Consider the following 20,614-nt stretch of genomic DNA (forward strand, 5'->3'; position numbering starts at 1 on the left):
CGGCGTCGGCGCTGCGCCCCCAGACCCCCATCGGCCTGGACGGCCTCGTCCTCAAACGCCGGACGGGCTGGAGGTGCCGCCTCGGGCTCAGACGCCGGACGGGCTGGAGGGCGCCGCCTCCGGTTCCGGCACCCGGCGCCTCTTCCGGCGCTTCAGCAGAGCCCACGGCCCCCGCGGCCCGGTCGGCATCGCCGCCGTGACCTCCGTCCCCGGCTCCGAAGCCGCCTCCGCGGCGGCCCGTGCCACCGGGAGGAAGCCCTCGCGGCGGGACGCGTCCGGGCGGTCCTCTTCCGCCGGCCAGAGGCCCAGGGCGGCGCACACGGTCGGCAGGACCGCCATGGCCGCCGTCGCGTAGCCCTCCGCCGAGGGGTGGAAGTTGTCCGGGCCGAACAGCTCGCGCGGGTTCGCCGCGAACTCGGGGCCCAGCAGGTCGCCCAGCGACACCGTGCGCCCGCCCTGCTCGACCGTGCCGATCGTCTGGGCCGCCGCCAGCTGTCTGGACGCCCGGCGGGCCAGCCAGCGCAGCGGCTGCTGCACCTGCTCCACCGTCCCCAGGTCGGGACAGGTACCGACGACCACCTCGGCGCCGGCCGTGCGCAGCCGCCGTACCGTCGACGAGAGATGGCGGACCGAGCGGGTCGGGTGCATGCGGTGGGTGACGTCGTTCGCGCCGATCATGATCACGCAGACGTCGGGCACCCGGGAGGTGTCCGCGAGGGCGAGCGCCACCTGGCGGTCCAGGTCGTCGGACTGGGCGCCCGGGAGGGCCACGTTCCGCAGCTCGACCGGGCGTTCCGCGACCGCCGCGAGACCCGAGGCCAGCAGCGCGCCCGGGGTCTGGGCCGCCCGGTGGACACCCTGGCCCGCCGCCGTGGAGTCGCCGAGCATGGTCAGCCGGATCGGGGGTTCACCCGGGGTGTCGTAGCCATGGCCGTACCTGCCGTCCGCGCTCGGCACATGATTGCTGCCCGGCGCATGGCCGTTGCCCACATGGCGCTTCACGAAGCGGACCTCGGCCAGCACCAGCCCGATCGCCGCCGCGCCCACCAGTCCGACCCCGCCACCGCCGTACGCCGCACCGGCCGCGATCCGCCGGGCCACCCGCGCCCTCGACATCCTCGTCATACGTCGCCGCCACCTCCTCGTAGCCGTCATCCACTCCTTGCCCCGAACTGCACGTCGCCCAATCTCAACGGGCGGTGAACGTCGTTTATGGGCCTTAGGCTGGCGGAACCAATCACGACCACTTCTTTTGCAGCAACCGGAGACAACGGTGCAATTCCACGACTCGATGATCAGCCTCGTCGGCAACACCCCGCTGCTGAGGCTCAACAGCGTGACCGCGGGCATCCAGGCGACCGTTCTGGCCAAGGTGGAGTACTTCAACCCCGGCGGATCCGTGAAGGACCGCATCGCGCTGCGCATGATCGAGGCGGCCGAGAAGAGCGGGGAGCTTCAGCCCGGCGGCACCATCGTCGAGCCGACCAGCGGCAACACCGGCGTCGGCCTGGCCATCGTCGCCCAGCAGAAGGGGTACCACTGCATCTTCGTGTGCCCCGACAAGGTGTCCACCGACAAGATCAACGTGCTGCGCGCGTACGGCGCCGAAGTGGTCGTGTGCCCCACCGCCGTGGACCCCGGGCACCCGGACTCGTACTACAACGTCTCCGACCGCCTGGTCCGTGAGACGCCGGGCGCCTGGAAGCCGGACCAGTACTCCAACCCCAACAACCCGCTCTCCCACTACCACTCGACCGGCCCCGAGCTGTGGGAGCAGACCGAGGGGAAGATCACCCACTTCGTCGCGGGTGTGGGCACCGGCGGCACCATCTCCGGCACCGGGCGCTACCTCAAGGACGCCAGCGAGGGCCGGGTACAGGTCGTCGGCGCCGACCCCGAGGGCTCCGTCTACTCCGGCGGCTCCGGGCGGCCGTATCTCGTCGAGGGTGTCGGTGAGGACTTCTGGCCGACCGCCTACGACCGGACCGTCGCGGACGAGATCGTCCCCGTGTCCGACAAGGACTCCTTCCAGATGACCCGCCGGCTGGCCAAGGAGGAGGGGCTGCTGGTGGGCGGCTCCTGCGGGATGGCCGTCGTGGCGGCGCTGCGGGTCGCCGAGCGGCTCGGGCCGGACGACGTCGTGGTCGTGCTCCTGCCCGACAGCGGCCGCGGGTACCTCTCCAAGATCTTCAACGACGAGTGGATGGCCGACTACGGCTTCCTGGAGGACGAGGGCCCCAGCGCCCGCGTCGCCGACGTCCTCAACGACAAGGTGCACGGCGCCATCCCGTCCCTCGTGCACATGCACCCGGACGAGACGGTCGGCGAGGCCATCGAGGTGCTGCGCGAGTACGGCGTCTCGCAGATGCCGATCGTGAAGCCGGGCGCCGGTCACCCCGACGTCATGGCGGCCGAGGTCGTCGGCTCCGTCGTCGAACGGGAGCTGCTGGACGCCCTGTTCACCCAGCGCGCCTCCCTCTCCGACCCGCTGGAGAAGCACATGTCGGCGCCGCTGCCGCAGGTCGGTTCCGGTGAGCCGGTGGGCGACCTGATGACCGTGCTGGGTGCCGCCGACGCCGCTATCGTCCTCGTCGAGGGCAAGCCGACCGGTGTCATCAGCAGGCAGGACCTGCTGTCCTTCCTCGCCAAGGGCGGGAAGCAGTAGGAAACGTCCGGTGAACAGGCCATGACGGCGGCGACTTTGCGGTTGCCCACCCAAACGGTCGACTTCGCTGAAGTGGTACGAGGGCGTCACGTCCACGCAGCACACGCTTAACAAGCGTCGGGCACATTAGTGGATGTCGGCAGGGCGGGAGCGGCTCCCCGCCTCGCCGACACAAAAACGGCGTCACGGACCTCCGGAGCGGCTCCCGGACCTCCACCGACGCCTAGGACGCGCACGCCCGGCCCTGACCCGGCACGCGTCCCTCGCGGGGACCGCCGTCGTCCCGCCCTCCCGGCAACGGGGGGTGCGGCGGTCCCCGCGCATAGCTTTTCTACGAGACTTTCCTACGGCCCTGTAGTGGCCCAACTCCCCAGCAGCGCAAGGCGCTCCGCCGTCTCCGAACCCGGCTCCGGTGTGTAGACCACGATCGTCTGGTCCAACTCCCCCGGTACCGCCAGTGTTTCGTACGGCAGGGTCAGCAGGCCCGCGACCGGGTGCCGGACGCGCTTCACACCGTAGGCGCACTCCTTGACCTCGTGGTCGGCCCACAGGCGGCGGAAGTCCTCGCTCTTGACGGAGAGTTCGCCGACCAAGGCGCACAGTTCGGTGTCCCCCTGGTGCCGGGCCGAGTCCACCCGCAGGTTCGCCACGGCCTGGGCGGCGACGGCGGCCCAGTCGGGGTAGAGGTCGCGCGAGGCCGGGTCGAGGAACACATGGCGCGGGATGTTGCGCACGGCCGGGGGCATGCGGCTGAAGCCGCTCAGCGCGTCGGCGAGCGTGTTCCACGCCAGGACGTCCATCCGGGGGCCCAGCACGAACGCCGGCATCCGCTCCATGCCGTCCAGCAGCACCTGGACACCGGGACGGACCCGGGGCGCGGGAGTCCCGTTCTTCTTGCGTCGCGGGCGGGCCACCGTACGCAGGTAGTCGTGTTCCGTGTCGTCCATGCGCAGGACGCGGGCGATCGCGTCGAGCACCGCGTCCGAGACGCTCGGCCCGCGGCCCTGTTCCAGGCGGATGTAGTAGTCGACGCTCACCCCGGCCAGCTGCGCCACCTCCTCCCGGCGCAGCCCGGGCACGCGGCGGCGACCGTGCGAGGGCAGCCCCACCTCCTCGGGCTGGATACGGGCCCGGCGCGAGCGCAGAAAGTCTCCGATTTCCCCGTCCATGGGTTCGATGCTAGGCCGTCCGCCGCTCTCGAACCTGGTACTGCCAGACCCAGGAAAAACGCATCCCTGGGTAGCCCCGACCCGCCGGACCAGTGTGGTGGGTGTCGCCGGGGAACCGTCCCGGCGGCCATCTCACCGAGGAGCACCTCATGTCGTACGAGAATCTGGCCGGACGTACCGCCGTCGTCACCGGGGCCGCCAGCGGGATCGGACAGGCCGTCGCCGTTCAACTCGCCGCGAACGGGGCGCGGGTGGCGCTGCTGGCCCGGCGCGGGGAGCGGTTGGACGTGATCGCCGGGAAGATCCGGGCCGAAGGGGGACAGGCCCTGGCCGTCGTCGCCGATGTCACCGACGACGCGTCAGTGGAGGCGGCCGCCACGCGCATCCACGAGACGTTCGGAAGCGTCGACCTGGTCGTGAACGCCGCCGGTGTCATGCTGCCCCACGCTGTCGACGACGGCAGGATCGACGAGTGGCGGCGGATGCTCGACACCAACGTCACCGGAGTCCTGCGCGTCATCCGCGCCTTCACCGGGGACCTGGTGGTGGCGGCCGGGGAGGGCCGTACGGCGGACCTGGTGAACATCTCGTCGATCGGCGCGCACGTCACGTTCCCCGCCTACGCCGTCTACGGCGCCACGAAGGCCGCCGTCACCTACATCTCCCAGTCGCTGCGCTCCGAGTTCGGGCCCCGTGACGTGCGGGTCACCAACATCGAGCCGGGGCTGACCGACACCGAGTTGGGGACGCACGTCGACAGCGCCGAGATGACCGCCCAACTGGACCAGCTGTTCGGGGCGTTGGGCGGACTGTCCGCCGAGGAGGTCGCCGACGTCGTGGCCTACGCGGCGAGCCGCGCCCGGCACGTCAACCTGCGGCAGATCATGGTGCTGCCGACCCGCCAGGCGTGACCAGGGCGGTCAGTCCTCCCACTCGCTGTCCTGGGAGGACTTGTGGCGCCGGCCGCCGAAGAGCCCCGGGTTGGTGCGGGCGGCCTGGACGGCGTTGACGCCGACGATGCCGGCCCAGGCCACCAGCAGGCCGGGGAGATGGGCGATGCCGCCGCCGATCGCGGACAGCGGGATCGCCAGGACCATCGAGACGATGCCGAAACCGAAGCGTTCGCCCCAGGAGTCGTTGGCAGCCTTCGGTCCGCGCGAGCCGCGGGCGACCACCATCTGCTGCTCGGCCATCTGCCGGCGCACCCGGCGCTCCACCGCGCCGTCGATACGCTGGTCGACCTTCTCCAGGAACGAGTCGACCAGCGCCGACTCGTACTCGTCGCCCAATTCCCTGCGGGCCTGCAAGGTGGCGTTGAGTTCCTTCTTGAGTTCGACGTCGTTCGCATCCATTCCCGTCATGCGACTCAGATTAGGGAGCCGCCGCGCCCGCTGCACTGGGGATAGCCCCCCTGTTGGAAGTCGGGTTCACCGGGAGCACCCCGAGCGACTCCAGCACCCGGCGATGACCGTGCTCGACGCCCGTGATGCTGACCTCGATACCCCGGTCGCGCAGCTCGCCCACCGCGTCCTTCAGCGCGAGCGCACCCGTCGCGTCGACCGCCGTCAGCCCTGACAGCCGTAGGTCTACGGCCGTCACGTCCTGGACGTCGGCCAGGCTACGGCGGAAGCGATGGGCGGCGGCGAACAGGAGCGGGCCGTCGAAGCGGTAGGTCACCGTGCCGGTGGCGGCGGGGAGTTCGTCGGTCGCGGCGGGGGTGAGGCGGGTGCCGCGCATCGCCGCGCGCAGGGCGAGCAGGACCGAGACACCGAGGCCGATGAGCACCGCCCGCACCAGGTCCAGGGCGAGTGTCGAGGCTGCGGTGAGGGCCATCACCAGGGCGTCCCCACGGGTGGCGCGGGCCATGGCCCGTACCGCGTCGGTCTCCACCATCCGTACGGCCGTCGCGAGCAGCACGCCCGCCAGTGCCGCCAGCGGGATACGGCCCACCAGCGGCGCCGCGACCGCGACGATCCCGGCGAGGATCACGGCGTGCGCGAGTGCGGCCAGGCGGGAGGTGGCGCCGGTGCGGACGTTGACGGCGGTACGGGCGATGGCACCCGTCGCCGGGACGCCGCCGAAGAGGGGGGCCGCGAGGTTGGCGATGCCCTGGCCGAAGAGTTCCTTGCCGGGGTCGTGGCGCTCGCCGGGGCGCATCGCGTCCGCGACGGAGGCGGACAGGAGGGATTCCAGGGCGGCCAACGCCGCTACCGCCGCTGCGGGGAGGAGGAGGGTGGGGACTCGGGACACGTCCAGGAAGGCGAGGGACGGGGCCGGGATCGAGGACGGGAGGGTGCCCAGGCGGGTGACCGGGAGGTGCAGGGCCTCCGAGACGATCGTCGCCACGCCAACTGCCGCCAGGGAGAAGGGAATCGTCGGCTTCCAGCGGGCCCCGGCCAGCATCAGCGCCGCCGAGCCGAGGGCGAGCAGGAGGGCGGCCCAGTGCGGGGTCGCGTCGAACTCCTCGGCCGCCCGCGCCGCGACCACCGCGACCTGGTCACCGCTCGGGGTGGGCACGCCCAGCGCGGACGGCACCTGCTGGAGCCCGATCACACACGCGATGCCGATGGTGAAACCGGCGATCACGGGCGCGGGGACGTACGCCATCGCCGTCCCCGCGCGGGCGAACGCGAGCACGAGGAGCATGAAGCCGGAGATCAGACCGACCGTCAGGACGCCGTTCGCGCCGTACTCGTGGACGATCGGGACGAGGACCACGGTCATCGCGCCGGTCGGCCCGCTGACCTGGCGCGCGGAGCCGCCGAACAGCGCGGCGAGCGAACCCGCGACGATCGCGGTGATCAGGCCGGAGGCCGCGCCGAGACCGGACGTGACCCCGAAACCGAGGGCCAGGGGGAGCGCCACGACGGCGACCGTGAGGCCGCACAGGAGGTCGCGGCGCGGGGCGCGGGCGCCCTCGCTGACGATGCCCGCTGCACACATCCTGCACGCCGCCCGGCCCGCCCCGCGCGCGTGCCTGACATAGCCTCCTGACCATGACTGTTGACGTGTGGCTGCCCATCCCGCCGGATGAGATCGAGGGGCTCCCCGAGGGCCCCAACTACCTGTTCTGGGACGGGGGTGAGAACGGCGATCAGGAGTTCCCCGGTGATCCGGCGGACTGCGTCCTGTACGTCGTGCCGTACATGAAGCGTCATCCCGTGAAGACGCGGCCCCTGGAGCAGATGCGGAATCTCCAGGTCATCCAGACGCTCACCGCCGGGATCGACGACATGACCGCGAGCCTCTCGTCCATCGTCCCGGGGGTGCGGCTCTGCAACGCGCGCGGAGTGCACGAGGCGAGCACCGCCGAGCTCGCGCTGGCGCTGACCCTGGCCTCGTTGCGCGGTATCCCGGGGTTCGTGCGGGCGCAGCAACAGGAGCACTGGCAGGGGGACTTCCACCCGGCGCTCGCCGACCGGTCCGTCCTCATCGTCGGCTACGGGGCGATCGGTTCCGCCATCGAGGACCGGCTCACTCCCTTCGAGCTCGCGCGGGTGGCGCGGGTGGCGCGCTCCGCGCGTACCACCGCGCGCGGGCCGGTGCATCCGCTCGCCGAACTGCCCGCCCTGCTCCCGGAAGCGGACGTCGTCATCCTGTCCACGCCCCTGGACGAGAGCACCCGTCACCTGGTCGACGCCGAGTTCCTGGCGCGGATGAAGGACGGTGCGCTGCTGGTCAACGTGGCCCGCGGTCCCGTCGTGGACACCAAGGCGCTGCTCGCGGAGCTGGAAAGCGGCCGTATCACCGCGGCGTTGGACGTCACCGACCCCGAACCGCTGCCCCAGGGGCACCCGTTGTGGCAGGCGCCCGGCGTGCTGATCAGTCCGCACGTCGGCGGACCCACCTCGGCGTTCCTGCCGCGCGCAAAGCGTCTGGTTGTCGACCAGTTGAGGCGATTCGTGAACCGGCAGCCCCTGCGCCACGTGATCCTTACGACGGGCGAAACGGGGAAGTCGGGGAACTAGCCATCACAGGCGGGTAATCCGCTTCCAGTACCCTCCGCAACCTTTCGGAAGCGGGGCGTGTACGCATCTCCGCTGGTCGTTACGGAGCGTAGAGGAACTATGTCCCTGAGTGACGAGACTGGTGTATCGTCCCGGCAGGGGCTGCGCCGCGCACCGTTCGGCGCCGGGGATGGACATTTCAGACTGTGAGGGGGGCGACGGGCGATGCACGGCCTATGGACGAGCGATCCGACGCGGCGGGGCCGCCGACGGCGACCCTGGCGCACCGCCGCGCGCAGACGCGGCCATCACGCCAACCACTGCGGTCACGGCGCTCATGGCGGCCGCGCCGGACATCACGGCAGCCACAGCCATCCCCACCGCAGGCCCAACAGCCGCCGCAGGCACGCTCATCCAGCGCACCGGGGCCCGCGGGACCCGGGAGCGACGCGGACCGGGAGGGCCCGGTGAGTTCGCCACCGTCTCCGACGACCACCCTCAACGGGGCGCTCCGGGACCGGACTTCACCCGGGGCGCGGCAGCCACGCCCGCCGGCGACCGGCGGCAAGTGGAGCCTGGTCCAGCAACTCGTCCTGGCCCTGGTGTGCGCGGGATACGCCGTCGGTTCCGCGCTCGACTGGGGGTCCGCCCAACTCGCCCTGATCATGGGCGACTTCGGGCTCAGCGCGGCGGCCGGTACCGCCGCCGTCTCCTGCTTCCTCTACGCGCGAAGCCGCCGTATCCGCTTTCGACCCGCCTGGCTGCTGTTCTCGCTCTCCTCGGCGATGGCGGCACTGGGCAACGGGGTCTGGGGGTGGTACGAGGTCGTGCTGGAGCGACAGGTGCCCAGCCCCAGTTTCGCCGATCTGTTCTTCCTGTGCTTCGCGCCGCCCGCCATCGTCGGGCTCCTGGTCCTCGCCAAACGGCCGGTCACGAAGGCCGGTTGGGTCTGTCTGGCGCTGGACGCCTGGCTGATCGGCGGCTCGCTGCTCACGCTGTCCTGGAGCCTCGCGCTGGCCCAGGCCGCCAAGTTCGACGGGCCCAGCGTGGCCCACACCGCGCTGTCGCTGGCGTACCCGCTGCTCGACATCGCGCTGGTCAGCATGGTGCTCGCGCTGCACTTCCGGCGCTCCTCGGTCAACCGCACCGCGGTGAACACCGCGATCGGCGCACTGGCCCTGACGGTGATGTGCGACGCCCTGTTCACCTCGCCGCTGCTCCACAACAACTACCACTCGGGCCAGTTGCTCGACGCGGGCTGGTTCGCCGGCTCGCTGCTCCTCGCCTACGCCCCCTGGGCCGCGCCCCGGCACACCCAGCCCGAGGACGACGGGCACACGCGCGTGGTGCATGAGCACCGGCCCGGACAGCGCACCGGCGTCCAGCACCAGGCCTCCGCGCCGGGCGCCGACCACGGGCGGTATCCGGCCACCCGGCCCATCGCCGGTTCGCTGGCCGCGCTCACCCCGTATCTCGCCGCCGCCGTCTGCACGTTGGGGATTCTCTACAACGTCCTCAACGGCCGCAGCCCCGACCGCGTGGTGCTCATCACCGCGGGCTGCGTGGTCCTCGCCCTCGTCGTGCGCCAGGGCATCATGCTGCTCGACAACATCACCCTCACCCAGGAGCTGGCGCAGAAGGAGAACCACTTCCGCTCCCTGGTGCAGGGCTCCAGCGACGTCATCATGATCGCCGCCCCGAACGGCATCCTCCGCTACGTCTCCCCGGCCGCCGCCGGCGTCTACGGCAAGGCCGCGGAGGAGCTGGTCGGGACCGAGCTGGCCTCGCTCATCCACCCGGAGGACCTCGGCTGTGTGGTGCACGAGGTGCGCCGCTTCCTCACCGCCAGCCCCTACGAGGAGTCCACCACCCGCATCGAGTGCCGCTTCCGCTCCGGCGACGACGGCTGGCTGAACGTCGAGTCGACGGTCAACCGCCACCACGGCGGCCTGATCTTCAACAGCCGGGACGTGACCGAACGGGTGCGCCTCCAGGCGCAGTTGCAGCACAACGCCGAGCACGACCCGCTCACCGACCTGCCCAACCGCGCGCTGTTCACCAAGCGCGTCCAGCAGGCCCTCTCCGGCCGCCGCTCCACCGACCGCGGCACGGCCGTCCTCTTCATCGACCTCGACGGCTTCAAGGCCGTCAACGACACCATCGGCCACCAGGCCGGGGACGAGCTCCTGATCCAGGCCGCCCGCAGACTCGACGGCGCGGTCCGGCACGGCGACACCGCGTCCCGGCTCGGCGGCGACGAGTTCGCGGCCCTGATCGTCGGCGACGGCACCCGGGACCGTGCCGCCCGCGAGCGGCACATCATGGAACTCGCCGACCGCCTGCGCATCACCCTGTCCCAGCCGTACCTCATCGACGGCAACGATGTCCGCGTCGCCGCCTCCATCGGTGTCTCCTTCGCCGAACCGGGCCTGGGCGCGGGGGAGTTGCTGCGCAACGCGGACCTCGCGATGTACCGCGCCAAGGGCGCCGGCAAGGGCCGCGTCGAGCTGTACGCCCCGCAGATGCAGCAGGACGTCGTACGGAAGGCGGAGCTGGCCACGCGGCTGCGGGCCGCGCTGCACGACGGGGAGTTCGCGCTGCTGCACCAGCCCGTGGTGTCGCTGGTGGACGGCCGGATCGCGTCGGTCTCCACACAGGCGCGCTGGCGGTCCTCGCAAGGAGTGCTGTTCACGCCGGCCGAGTTCCTGCGGGTGGCCGAGGACAGCGACAAGACCGCCGAGCTGGGGCGCTGGATGCTGGAGGAGGCCGTAGAACAGGCTGCCGAGCGCACGGCGACCGGGCTCGCCGTGTCCGTCGCCGTGCGGATGAGCGCCCGGCGGCTGCTGGACCGCTCCATGCCGCTCGGCTCGATCGAGGCCCTGCTGACCCGGCACGGGCTGCCGTCCGGGTCGCTGGTGATCGAGCTGTCCGACACCGACCCGAGGGTCTCCCTGGACGAGCTGGAGCGCCGTCTGACCGCCCTGCGGCGGCTCGGCGTCCGGATCGCCCTCGACGGCTTCGGGAGCGGCTACGCGGCCATCACGACGCTACGGCGGCTCCCCGTCGACGTACTGAAACTGGACCGCAGTCTGGTCGAGGGCGTCGTCGAGTCCGCGCGGCTGCACAAGATCACCAGTGGGCTGCTGCGGATCGCCTGCGATCTCGGGCTCCAGTCCGTGGCCGACGGGGTCGATCTGCCGGAACAGGTGGTCGCCCTGCGCGCGATGGGCTGCACGCACGGGCAGGGCATGGCCTTCTCCGCGCCGCTGGACGAGTACCGGCTGCGCCGGGCCCTGTCCCGCGGTCACTATCCGGTGCCGCACGGCCCGGCCGAGCCCGCGTTCGCGGGCGGCGCGAGAGAACTGCAGGGGCGCGTCGGTGTCGAGGGTGGGAGCGCGCGAAGGCCCGAAGGGCTGAGCACGGTCGTGCCCTCGACACCGACTGTGGCGCCCCGGAGGTGAACGAGCAATGAAAAGGGGCCTGGGGGTGTACACCAGTCGTGTGCCCGCGGTTTTCGGGGGCGGAACGGCGCTGCGCTCACATAATGAGACTCCCGTCCCACCCACTTGACAGTGGATGCGTGCCGGGGGGAGGGTCAATGCCATGCGCACCCGAATTCTCGTACTTGGAAAGCGCGTCGGCTGAAGCTGGTGACGTCCGGACGGACCCGGAACTCCCAGCGACCGCACCCGGCGCGCTCCCCTCGCTTGCCTCACGGCACGAGGGGTTTTTTGTTGCACAGGATCCAGTCGTGCAGCAGCAGAACCCCGCACAAACCTCGCAAAAACCCTCAGCATCGAGAAGAGAATGACGATGACCGAGCAGGCCTCCGGGGCCCATCCGCAGCCGCGGCCCCGATCCGGAGGACATCAGTCCGCCCCCGAGCACGTCACGGGTGCGCAGTCCCTCATCCGCTCTCTCGAGGAAGTCGGGGCCGACACGGTATTCGGCATCCCCGGCGGTGCGATCCTTCCGGCGTACGACCCGCTGATGGACTCGACGCGGGTGCGTCACGTGCTGGTCCGCCACGAGCAGGGCGCGGGCCACGCGGCCACCGGTTACGCGCAGGCCACCGGCAAGGTCGGCGTCTGCATGGCGACCTCCGGGCCCGGCGCCACCAACCTGGTGACCCCGATCGCCGACGCGCACATGGACTCGGTGCCGCTCGTGGCGATCACCGGGCAGGTCGCGTCGAAGGCGATCGGTACGGACGCCTTCCAGGAGGCGGACATCGTCGGCATCACGATGCCGGTCACCAAGCACAACTTCCTGGTCACCCAGGCCGAGGACATCCCGCGCGTCATCGCGCAGGCCTTCCACATCGCCTCCACCGGCCGGCCAGGACCGGTGCTGGTCGACATCGCGAAGGACGCCCTCCAGGCGAAGACCACCTTCTCCTGGCCGCCGGTCATGGACCTGCCCGGCTACCGCCCGGTGACCAAGCCGCACGCCAAGCAGATCCGTGAGGCCGCCAAGCTCATCACCTCCGCGAAGCGGCCCGTCCTCTACGTCGGCGGCGGTGTCCTCAAGGCACACGCCACCGCCGAACTGAAGGTCCTCGCAGAACTCACCGGAGCGCCCGTCACCACCACCCTGATGGCGCTCGGCGCATTCCCCGACAGTCACGAGCTGCACGTGGGAATGCCGGGCATGCACGGTGCGGTCACCGCCGTCACCGCGCTGCAGAAGGCCGACCTGATCGTCGCCCTCGGAGCCCGCTTCGACGACCGCGTCACCGGCAAGCTGGACAGCTTCGCGCCCTTCGCGAAGATCGTCCACGCCGACATCGACCCGGCCGAGATCGGCAAGAACCGCGCCGCCGACGTGCCGATCGTCGGTGACGCCCGCGAGGTCATCGCCGACCTCGTCCAGGCCGTCCAGAAGGAGCACAGCGAGGGTCACACCGGCGATTACAGCGCCTGGTGGAAGGACCTCAACCGCTGGCGCGAGACGTACCCGCTCGGCTACGAGCAGCCCGACAACGGCTCGCTCTCCCCGCAGCAGGTCATCGAGCGCATCGGCCAACTCGCCCCGGAGAACACCATCTTCGCGGCGGGCGTCGGCCAGCACCAGATGTGGGCCGCGCACTACATCCAGTACGAGAAGCCCGCGACCTGGCTCAACTCCGGCGGCGCCGGGACGATGGGCTACGCGGTCCCGGCCGCGATGGGCGCCAAGGCCGGAGCGCCGGGCCAGACGGTCTGGGCGATCGACGGCGACGGCTGCTTCCAGATGACCAATCAGGAACTGACCACCTGCGCCCTGAACAACATCCCGATCAAGGTCGCCATCATCAACAACGGCGCCCTCGGCATGGTCCGCCAGTGGCAGACGCTGTTCTACAACCAGCGCTACTCCAACACCGTGCTGCACAGCGGCCCGGAGGCGGACGGCAAGCAGCCGAGCGCCGGCACGCGCATCCCCGACTTCGTCAAGTTGTCGGAGGCGATGGGCTGTTACGCGATCCGCTGCGAGTCCCCCGACGACCTCGACAAGGTCATCGAGGAGGCGAACTCGGTCAACGACCGCCCCGTCGTGATCGACTTCATCGTCCACGAGGACGCCATGGTGTGGCCGATGGTCGCCGCCGGCACCTCGAACGACGAGGTCATGTTCGCCCGGGACGTCCGCCCCGACTTCGGCGACAACGAAGACGACTGAGCGAGAGAGACGAAAGAGAAATGTCCAAGCACACGCTCTCGGTCCTGGTCGAGAACAAGCCAGGTGTCCTCGCCCGGATCACCGCCCTGTTCTCCCGGCGCGGCTTCAACATCGACTCCCTCGCGGTCGGCGTCACCGAACACCCCGACATCTCCCGCATCACGATCGTGGTGAACGTGATCGAGGCACTCCCGCTCGAACAGGTCACCAAGCAGCTCAACAAGCTCGTCAACGTGCTGAAGATCGTCGAGCTGGAGGCCGGATCGGCCGTTCAGCGCGAACTCGTTCTGGTGAAGGTGCGCGCCGACAACGAGACGCGCTCCCAGATCGTCGAGATCGTCCAGCTGTTCCGCGCCAAGACCGTCGACGTCTCCCCGGAGGCCGTCACCATCGAGGCCACCGGCAGCAGCGACAAGCTGTCCGCCATGCTCAAGATGCTGGAGCCGTACGGCATCAAGGAGCTGGTCCAGTCCGGCACGATCGCGATCGGCCGCGGCGCCCGCTCCATCACCGACCGCTCGCTGCGCGCGCTCGACCGGTCCGCGTAACCCTCGTAGAAGATTCACCTACGACCGGAAACGGGCGGCCGGCAGCCGTCGGCCGCCCGCATTCCGAGACCCGGAAACTTCGCCCACCCCCGCCGTCATACGGTGGGACGCAACACCTGCACTCCAAGGAGAGAACCCAAAGTGGCCGAGCTGTTCTACGACGCCGACGCCGACCTGTCCATCATCCAGGGCCGCAAGGTCGCGGTCATCGGCTACGGCAGCCAGGGCCACGCCCACGCGCTGTCGCTCCGTGACTCCGGCGTCGACGTGCGCGTCGGTCTGCACGAGGGCTCCAAGTCCAAGGCGAAGGCCGAGGAGCAGGGCCTGCGCGTGGTGACGCCGTCCGAGGCCGCCGCCGAGGCCGACGTCATCATGATCCTGGTGCCGGACCCGATCCAGGCCCAGGTCTACGAGGAGTCCATCAAGGACAACCTCAAGGACGGCGACGCGCTGTTCTTCGGCCACGGCCTGAACATCCGCTTCGACTTCATCAAGCCGCCGGCCGGCGTCGACGTCTGCATGGTCGCCCCCAAGGGACCGGGCCACCTCGTCCGCCGCCAGTACGAGGAGGGCCGCGGCGTTCCGTGTATCGCGGCCGTCGAGCAGGACGCGACCGGCAACGGCTTCGCGCTCGCGCTGTCGTACGCCAAGGGCATCGGCGGCACCCGCGCCGGCGTCATCAAGACGACCTTCACCGAGGAGACCGAGACCGACCTGTTCGGTGAGCAGGCCGTGCTCTGCGGTGGTACGGCCGCGCTGGTCAAGGCCGGTTTCGAGACGCTGACCGAGGCCGGTTACCAGCCCGAGATCGCGTACTTCGAGTGCCTCCACGAGCTGAAGCTCATCGTCGACCTCATGTACGAGGGCGGCCTGGAGAAGATGCGCTGGTCCATCTCCGAGACCGCCGAGTGGGGCGACTACGTCACCGGCCCGCGGATCATCACGGACGAGACCAAGGCCACGATGAAGCAGGTCCTCGCCGAGATCCAGGACGGCACCTTCGCCCGTGAGTGGATGGCGGAGTACCACGGTGGCCTGAAGAAGTACAACGAGTACAAGCAGAAGGACGCCGACTCCCTGCTGGAGAGCACCGGCAAGCAGCTCCGCAAGCTGATGAGCTGGGTCGACGAAGAGGCGTAAGTCTCGGGGCCCGAGGGGCCGGAGCGAGCGCTCCGGCCCCTTTGTCCAACCCGTCCAGCCTCGGACGGGTGATCCTTCCGCAGAGGCGTAAGACGACTGTCGGAGCGCCACTACACTGCCGTACTACATACGCGTCAGGCCCACAGCGTCGTGCGTCTCCACGCGGCCCCATAGCGACACCGAGGAATGGCAGGCACACCCCCGCGCCGCCCGGCACGCACTCTCGCCGCACCGGCCGAAGGCCCTAGTAGCTCCGCTACGAGAACCTTCGGCCGGCACACCGAGAGCACGCACCGAACGACGCGGGAGCGCACCCGACATTCCCCGGCGCCGCTGCCTCCACCGCCTGCGGCCGTCGGGACGGCCGTCCGCACGCAATGGACTTGTGAGGACTCACGTGAGCTCGAAACCTGTCGTACTCATCGCTGAAGAGCTGTCGCCCGCGACGGTGGACGCCCTCGGCCCGGACTTCGAGATCCGGCACTGCAACGGCGCCGACCGGGGCGAGCTGCTCCCCGCGATCGCCGACGTCGACGCGATCCTGATCCGCTCGGCCACCAAGGTCGACGCCGAAGCGGTCGCCGCCGCACGGAAGTTGAAGGTCGTCGCACGAGCCGGCGTCGGCCTCGACAACGTCGACGTCTCCGCCGCCACCAAGGCCGGCGTGATGGTCGTCAACGCCCCCACCTCGAACATCGTCACCGCCGCCGAGCTGGCCTGCGGTCTGCTGCTGGCGACCGCACGCCACATCCCGCAGGCCAACGCCGCGCTGAAGAACGGCGAGTGGAAGCGCAGCAAGTACACGGGCGTCGAGCTCGCGGAGAAGACCCTCGGCGTCGTGGGTCTGGGACGTATCGGTGCCCTCGTGGCGCAGCGCATGTCCGCGTTCGGGATGAAGGTCGTCGCCTACGACCCCTACATCCAGCCCGCGCGGGCCGCGCAGATGGGCGTCAAGATCCTGTCGCTGGACGAGCTCCTCGAAGTCTCGGACTTCATCACCGTGCACCTGCCCAAGACCCCCGAGACGGTCGGTCTGATCGGCGACGAGGCGCTGCGCAAGGTCAAGCCGACCGTGCGCATCGTCAACGCCGCGCGCGGCGGGATCGTCGACGAGGAGGCGCTGTACTCCGCGCTCAAGGAGGGCCGCGTCGCCGGCGCCGGCCTCGACGTGTACGCGAAGGAGCCCTGCACGGACTCCCCGCTGTTCGAGTTCGACCAGGTCGTCTCCACCCCGCACCTCGGCGCCTCCACGGACGAGGCGCAGGAGAAGGCCGGTGTCTCGGTCGCCAAGTCGGTGCGCCTCGCGCTCGCCGGTGAACTCGTCCCCGACGCGGTCAACGTCCAGGGCGGCGTCATCGCCGAGGACGTCAAGCCGGGCCTGCCCCTCGCCGAGAAGCTCGGCCGCATCTTCACCGCGCTCGCGGGCGAGGTCGCGGTCCGCCTCGACGTCGAGGTCTACGGCGAGATCACCCAGCACGACGTCAAGGTGCTCGAACTCTCCGCTCTCAAGGGCGTGTTCGAGGACGTCGTCGCCGAGACGGTGTCGTACGTCAACGCTCCGCTGTTCGCTCAGGAGCGGGGCGTCGAGGTGCGGCTGACGACCAGCTCGGAGTCCGCCGACCACCGCAACGTCGTCACCGTGCGGGGCACGCTCGGCAGCGGCGAGGAGGTCTCGGTCTCCGGCACGCTCGCCGGTCCGAAGAACCTTCAGAAGATCGTCGCGGTCGGCGACTACGACGTCGACCTCGCGCTCGCCGACCACATGGTGGTGCTGCGGTACGAGGACCGTCCGGGCGTCGTCGGCACGGTCGGCCGTGTCTTCGGCGAGGCCGGGATCAACATCGCCGGTATGCAGGTGTCGCGGTCGGTCGCGGGCGGCGAGGCGCTGGCCGTGCTGACCGTCGACGACACGGTTGCCGCGGGTGTGCTGGCGGAGGTGGCCGAGGAGATCGGCGCGACGTCGGCTCGTTCGGTGAACCTGGTCTGACGCTCCTGTCCGACGTTTCACGAGAACGCCGGGCGGGTTGAGGAGCTGATCCTCAACCCGTCCGGCGTTTCTGTGTGGTCGGGGCTCACACAGACGCCTTCTCCCCGCACTCCTGGACCGGTACCCGCAGCCCCCGCAGGGTCCGCGCCGCCGCGAACGCAGCCCCCAGCAGCAGCACCGCCCCCGCGATCGCCGCGCCGTGCATGCCGTCGGTGAAGGCCTGTCGCGCGGTCGCCGTCAGGGCATCTCCCGTGTGCCCCGGCAGTTGGCGGGCGACGGCCAGGGCGCCGCCGAGGGTCTCGTGGGCCGGGGCGGGGGCAGAGGCCGGGATGCCGTGGCGGTAGATCGCCGTACCGATGGAGCCGAGGACGGCCATGCCGAGCGCGCCGCCGAACTCCGCGCTGGTCTCCATCAGGGAGGACGCGACGCCCGCCTTCTCGACCGGGGCGCTGCCCATCGCGAGGTCCATGATCTGGGACATCACCATGACGATCCCGGAGGCGAGGACACCGGCGGCGGCCAGGGCCGGCCAGAGGGAATCGGTGCCGGTGACGGCGAGCATGCCGTAGCCGCAGGCGGCGAGTGCGAAGCCCGATGTGACCACGTAGGCGCGGTCGACTCCCTTCTGGACCAGGGTTGTTGCGAGCGGGGCCGCCATGCCGATCGGTACCGAGGGGAGCAGTGCCCACAGGGCCGCCTCCATCGGACTCTTGCCGAGCACCGACTGGAGGTACTGCGTGGTGAAGAGGGCCGAGCCCATCATGCCGAAGGCGGAGAGGAGGTTGAGGACGACGGAGGGGGCGAAGCCGCGGGCGCGGAAGAGCGTGGGGTCGATCATCGGGGAGGCGGTGGTGCGCTGGCGGTGGACGAACAGGGCCGCGAAGAGCGGGCCCACGGTGATCGAGACGACGTACTGCGCGTGCCAGCCCTCGGAAGGGATCTCCTTGAGGCCGTAGATCACGGGCAGGACGCCGGCCAGGGACAGCGGGACGCTCGGCCAGTCGAAGCGGCCGGGGGCGGGGTTCTTCGACTCGGGGAGCAGGAACGGGCCGAGGACCAACAGCAGTGCCATCGCGGGCAGGTTGACGAGGAAGACCGAGCCCCACCAGAAGTACTGGACCAGGACGCCGCTCAGCACCGAGCCGAGCGCGACGCCCGCGGTCATCACGCCGGACCACAGACCGATCGCCTTCGCGCGCTGGCCGGGGTCGGTGAACATCGTGCGCAGCAGCGCCATCGTCGAGGGCATCAGGGTCGCGCCGCCGATGCCGAGGACCGCGCGGGCGGCGATCAGGGTCTCGGCGCTGTCCGCGTAGGCCGCGATGAGCGAGGCGGTGCCGAAGGCCGCGGCGCCGATCAGGAGGAGCCGGCGGTAGCCGACGCGGTCGCCGACCGAGCCCATCGTCATCAGCAGGCCGGCCAGGACGAAGGCGTAGATGTCGAAGATCCACAGCTGCTGGGTGCCGCTGGGCTCCAGGTCCGCGCTGATCGCCGGGATGGCGAAGTAGAGGACGGAGACGTCCATCGAGACGAGGAGCAGGGGGAGCATCAGGACGCCCAGAGCGGTCCATTCGCGGCGCCCGGCACGGGAGTTGGGGGTGGTCGGGGGGTTCGGTGAGTTCGCCATGAGAGGGAATGTACGCGCGTATTAAACGGTTGTCTATGACGTACGTATAAATCGAGCGTCTAGGACGGATGTATGGATCGGCGGTAGGCTGGCCCGCATGGGACACCGTGAGGATCTGCTCGAAGGCGCGAAGCGCTGCCTGCTGGAGAAGGGGTTCGCGCGCACCACGGCGCGCGACATCGTGAAGGAGTCGGGGACGAACCTCGCGTCGATCGGCTATCACTACGGCTCGAAGGACGCGTTGCTCGCGCAGGCGTACGTCTCGCTCGTCGAGAACACGTCCGACGCCTTCGAGGGGGGCGACGGCGATGCCGCCGCCGGGGTCGAGGGGGAGCCCGGTTCGCTGGAGCGCTTCCGCTGGGTGTGGTCGAACATCGTCGCCACCATGCGGGAACCCGGCTCGGTGTGGCGGCTCAGCATGGAGGTCATGACCATCGAACTCCCGGAAGTGCGCGCGCACTTGGCCGCCGCGCAGCGCGAGGGCGGACGCGGTCTTGTGGCGTTGCTGATGGGCGTGCCGGAGGAGGACGTGACCGACGAGACCGCGGACACGCTCGGCCGGTTCTATCTGACGCTGATGACCGGGCTGATCGCCCAGTGGACGTTCGATCCGGGGACGGCGCCGGACGGGGAGTCGCTCACGGAGGGGTTGCGGCAGGTGGTGGAGGGTGTGCGGAGGTCACCGTGATCCGGCGGGTGTTCGGAAGTCACAGTGATGCGGCGGGTGTGCGGAAGTCACCGTGATCCGGCGGGTGTTCGCCGGTCCCGCAGTGCCGGTGCCACCGCCCCCAGCATCAGCAGCGCGGTCAGCGCGAAGGCCCACGGGTAGCCGGTCAGGCCCGCCGCGATGCCGAAGCCTGCCGCGCCGAGGCCCATTCCGCCGTCGTAGGCCAGGTTCCACAGGGCGCTGACCGTGCCGTACGAGGCGGCGGAGACGCGGGTGTACATCAGGGCCAGCGTGGCGTTCTGGGTGATGCCGAAGCCGGCGCCGAACAGGGCGGTGCCCGCGATGACGGCCACCGGGTGGGCAGTTGGGGCGATGACCAGGACGCCCGCCGCCGACAGGAGCAGGCCGGGGAGGACGAGCCGCGCGCTGCCGTGCCGGTCGCCGTGGCGGCCTGCCAGCCAGCGCGTCAGGGTCGAAGCGGCGGTCTGCGTGAACAGCGCCACCGCGACGATCCCGGCGGACGCGGACGGCACGGCCAGCGGCAGGAAGGTGACGAGGATGCCGGCGGCGGTGGCGGTGGCCGCGAAGACGAGGACCGGCCGGAGCAGCGCGCCCGTGCGCAACCCCCGTACGACACCCAGGGGTTGCTCGGAGCGGTCCGCACGGTCCGCCCGGTCCGGCAGTCCGAGGACGAAGACGATCGCGGCCAGCGCCGCGAGGCCGCCGGTGACGGCGACCGGGCCGTAGCCCACGCGGTCGGCCAGCCAGAGTCCCAGCGGCAGCGCGACCAGTGACGGAACCCCGGACACCACACCCACCAACGCGAGCCCCTCGCCCCGGCGTTCGTCCGGGATCAACGACGCGGTGAGGGCACCGCCCGCGACGATCGTCAGCGCGAAACCGAGCCCGCGGACGAAGCAGACCGCCGTGATCCAGGCTGCGTGCCCCGAGACGGTCAGCACCAGAGCCGGGGCGCCGAGCAGGAACAGCCCGGCGATCAGGGTGAGTCGATAGCCGAAGCGGCCGACGAGCCGGGGCGTCACCAGTTCCCCGAGCACCGTCGCGAGCATCAGCGAACCGGTCGCGAGCCCCGCCGCGCCTCCGCCGCCCCGCTCGGCGGCGTACGCCGGTACGACCGAGAGCAGCAGGAAGAAACTGATACTGGCACCGACCATGCTGGCGGTGCTGAAGATGCGTCTCGAA

At 70.7% G+C, this 20,614-nt stretch carries 15 protein-coding genes; 9 read left to right on the forward strand and 6 right to left on the reverse strand.

The annotated features are described in order from the left end of the window. Positions 1-87: 87 nt before the first annotated feature. Positions 88-1,125, reverse strand: a complete 1,038-nt coding sequence (locus ACNFOC_RS30905) for an SGNH/GDSL hydrolase family protein (protein ID WP_416962344.1) — start codon at positions 1,123-1,125, stop codon at positions 88-90. A gap of 148 nt (positions 1,126-1,273) precedes the next feature. Here ACNFOC_RS30905 and ACNFOC_RS30910 point away from each other — a divergent pair, with 148 nt between their 5' ends. Then, positions 1,274-2,665 carry a cystathionine beta-synthase gene (locus tag ACNFOC_RS30910; RefSeq protein ID WP_416962345.1) on the forward strand — a complete coding sequence of 464 codons (1,392 nt, stop codon included), beginning with the start codon at positions 1,274-1,276 and terminating at the stop codon, positions 2,663-2,665. 344 nt (positions 2,666-3,009) lie between these two features. On the opposite strand, the gene ACNFOC_RS30915 is transcribed toward ACNFOC_RS30910, so the two are convergent. After that, complete coding sequence (locus tag ACNFOC_RS30915; protein WP_416962346.1) at positions 3,010-3,834, reverse strand: helix-turn-helix transcriptional regulator; 825 nt, start codon at positions 3,832-3,834, stop codon at positions 3,010-3,012. 149 nt (positions 3,835-3,983) lie between these two features. Here ACNFOC_RS30915 and ACNFOC_RS30920 point away from each other — a divergent pair, with 149 nt between their 5' ends. Next, positions 3,984-4,745 carry an SDR family oxidoreductase gene (locus tag ACNFOC_RS30920; RefSeq protein ID WP_416962347.1) on the forward strand — a complete coding sequence of 254 codons (762 nt, stop codon included), beginning with the start codon at positions 3,984-3,986 and terminating at the stop codon, positions 4,743-4,745. Positions 4,746-4,754: 9 nt separating this feature from the next. Here ACNFOC_RS30920 and ACNFOC_RS30925 read toward each other — a convergent pair whose 3' ends face one another. After that, the gene (locus ACNFOC_RS30925; RefSeq protein ID WP_416962355.1) at positions 4,755-5,186 is read right to left on the reverse strand and encodes a hypothetical protein; all 432 of its coding nucleotides are present in this window, start codon (positions 5,184-5,186) and stop codon (positions 4,755-4,757) included. A 19-nt stretch (positions 5,187-5,205) separates the two neighbouring features. Next, positions 5,206-6,777, reverse strand: a complete 1,572-nt coding sequence (locus ACNFOC_RS30930) for a SulP family inorganic anion transporter (RefSeq protein ID WP_416962348.1) — start codon at positions 6,775-6,777, stop codon at positions 5,206-5,208. A gap of 53 nt (positions 6,778-6,830) precedes the next feature. On the opposite strand from ACNFOC_RS30930, the gene ACNFOC_RS30935 reads away from it, so the two are divergent. The 6 genes from ACNFOC_RS30935 (at position 6,831) to serA (ending at position 17,117) form a co-directional block, all read left to right on the forward strand. Beyond that, positions 6,831-7,802, forward strand: a complete 972-nt coding sequence (locus tag ACNFOC_RS30935) for a 2-hydroxyacid dehydrogenase (protein WP_416962349.1) — start codon at positions 6,831-6,833, stop codon at positions 7,800-7,802. A gap of 446 nt (positions 7,803-8,248) precedes the next feature. After that, complete coding sequence (locus tag ACNFOC_RS30940) at positions 8,249-11,242, forward strand: putative bifunctional diguanylate cyclase/phosphodiesterase (protein ID WP_416962350.1); 2,994 nt, start codon at positions 8,249-8,251, stop codon at positions 11,240-11,242. Between the two features lie 346 nt (positions 11,243-11,588). After that, positions 11,589-13,442, forward strand: coding sequence for an acetolactate synthase large subunit (locus ACNFOC_RS30945; RefSeq protein ID WP_416962351.1), 1,854 nt, complete (start codon positions 11,589-11,591; stop codon positions 13,440-13,442). Between the two features lie 20 nt (positions 13,443-13,462). Beyond that, a complete protein-coding gene (gene ilvN, locus ACNFOC_RS30950; protein ID WP_033282732.1) occupies positions 13,463-13,990 on the forward strand; it encodes an acetolactate synthase small subunit in 528 nt (175 codons plus the stop codon). Positions 13,991-14,131: 141 nt separating this feature from the next. Next, positions 14,132-15,130, forward strand: a complete 999-nt coding sequence (gene ilvC / locus ACNFOC_RS30955; RefSeq protein ID WP_019058578.1) for a ketol-acid reductoisomerase — start codon at positions 14,132-14,134, stop codon at positions 15,128-15,130. Between the two features lie 397 nt (positions 15,131-15,527). Further along, positions 15,528-17,117, forward strand: coding sequence for a phosphoglycerate dehydrogenase (gene serA, locus ACNFOC_RS30960; RefSeq protein WP_416962352.1), 1,590 nt, complete (start codon positions 15,528-15,530; stop codon positions 17,115-17,117). Between the two features lie 85 nt (positions 17,118-17,202). On the opposite strand, the gene ACNFOC_RS30965 is transcribed toward serA, so the two are convergent. Then, complete coding sequence (locus ACNFOC_RS30965; protein ID WP_416962353.1) at positions 17,203-18,744, reverse strand: MFS transporter; 1,542 nt, start codon at positions 18,742-18,744, stop codon at positions 17,203-17,205. 97 nt (positions 18,745-18,841) lie between these two features. Here ACNFOC_RS30965 and ACNFOC_RS30970 point away from each other — a divergent pair, with 97 nt between their 5' ends. Further along, on the forward strand, positions 18,842-19,432 hold the full coding sequence (locus tag ACNFOC_RS30970; RefSeq protein ID WP_416962354.1) for a TetR/AcrR family transcriptional regulator: 591 nt from the start codon (positions 18,842-18,844) through the stop codon (positions 19,430-19,432). 47 nt (positions 19,433-19,479) lie between these two features. On the opposite strand, the gene ACNFOC_RS30975 is transcribed toward ACNFOC_RS30970, so the two are convergent. Continuing rightward, positions 19,480-20,586 carry an MFS transporter gene (locus ACNFOC_RS30975; protein WP_416962356.1) on the reverse strand — a complete coding sequence of 369 codons (1,107 nt, stop codon included), beginning with the start codon at positions 20,584-20,586 and terminating at the stop codon, positions 19,480-19,482. Positions 20,587-20,614: the final 28 nt, after the last annotated feature.

The sequence above is a fragment of the Streptomyces colwelliae genome (genome assembly GCF_048158785.1).
Lineage (GTDB): Bacteria > Actinomycetota > Actinomycetes > Streptomycetales > Streptomycetaceae > Streptomyces.

Coding starts and splice junctions, on each gene's coding strand:
- ACNFOC_RS30905 (WP_416962344.1), bottom strand. CDS start 1,125: ATGACGAGGATGTCGAGGGCGCGGGTGGCCCGGCGGATCGCGGCCGGT.
- ACNFOC_RS30915 (WP_416962346.1), bottom strand. CDS start 3,834: ATGGACGGGGAAATCGGAGACTTTCTGCGCTCGCGCCGGGCCCGTATC.
- ACNFOC_RS30920 (WP_416962347.1), top strand. CDS start 3,984: ATGTCGTACGAGAATCTGGCCGGACGTACCGCCGTCGTCACCGGGGCC.
- ACNFOC_RS30925 (WP_416962355.1), bottom strand. CDS start 5,186: ATGGATGCGAACGACGTCGAACTCAAGAAGGAACTCAACGCCACCTTG.
- ACNFOC_RS30930 (WP_416962348.1), bottom strand. CDS start 6,777: ATGTGTGCAGCGGGCATCGTCAGCGAGGGCGCCCGCGCCCCGCGCCGC.
- ACNFOC_RS30935 (WP_416962349.1), top strand. CDS start 6,831: ATGACTGTTGACGTGTGGCTGCCCATCCCGCCGGATGAGATCGAGGGG.
- ACNFOC_RS30945 (WP_416962351.1), top strand. CDS start 11,589: ATGACGATGACCGAGCAGGCCTCCGGGGCCCATCCGCAGCCGCGGCCC.
- ilvN (WP_033282732.1), top strand. CDS start 13,463: ATGTCCAAGCACACGCTCTCGGTCCTGGTCGAGAACAAGCCAGGTGTC.
- ACNFOC_RS30965 (WP_416962353.1), bottom strand. CDS start 18,744: ATGGCGAACTCACCGAACCCCCCGACCACCCCCAACTCCCGTGCCGGG.
- ACNFOC_RS30970 (WP_416962354.1), top strand. CDS start 18,842: ATGGGACACCGTGAGGATCTGCTCGAAGGCGCGAAGCGCTGCCTGCTG.
- ACNFOC_RS30975 (WP_416962356.1), bottom strand. CDS start 20,586: ATGGTCGGTGCCAGTATCAGTTTCTTCCTGCTGCTCTCGGTCGTACCG.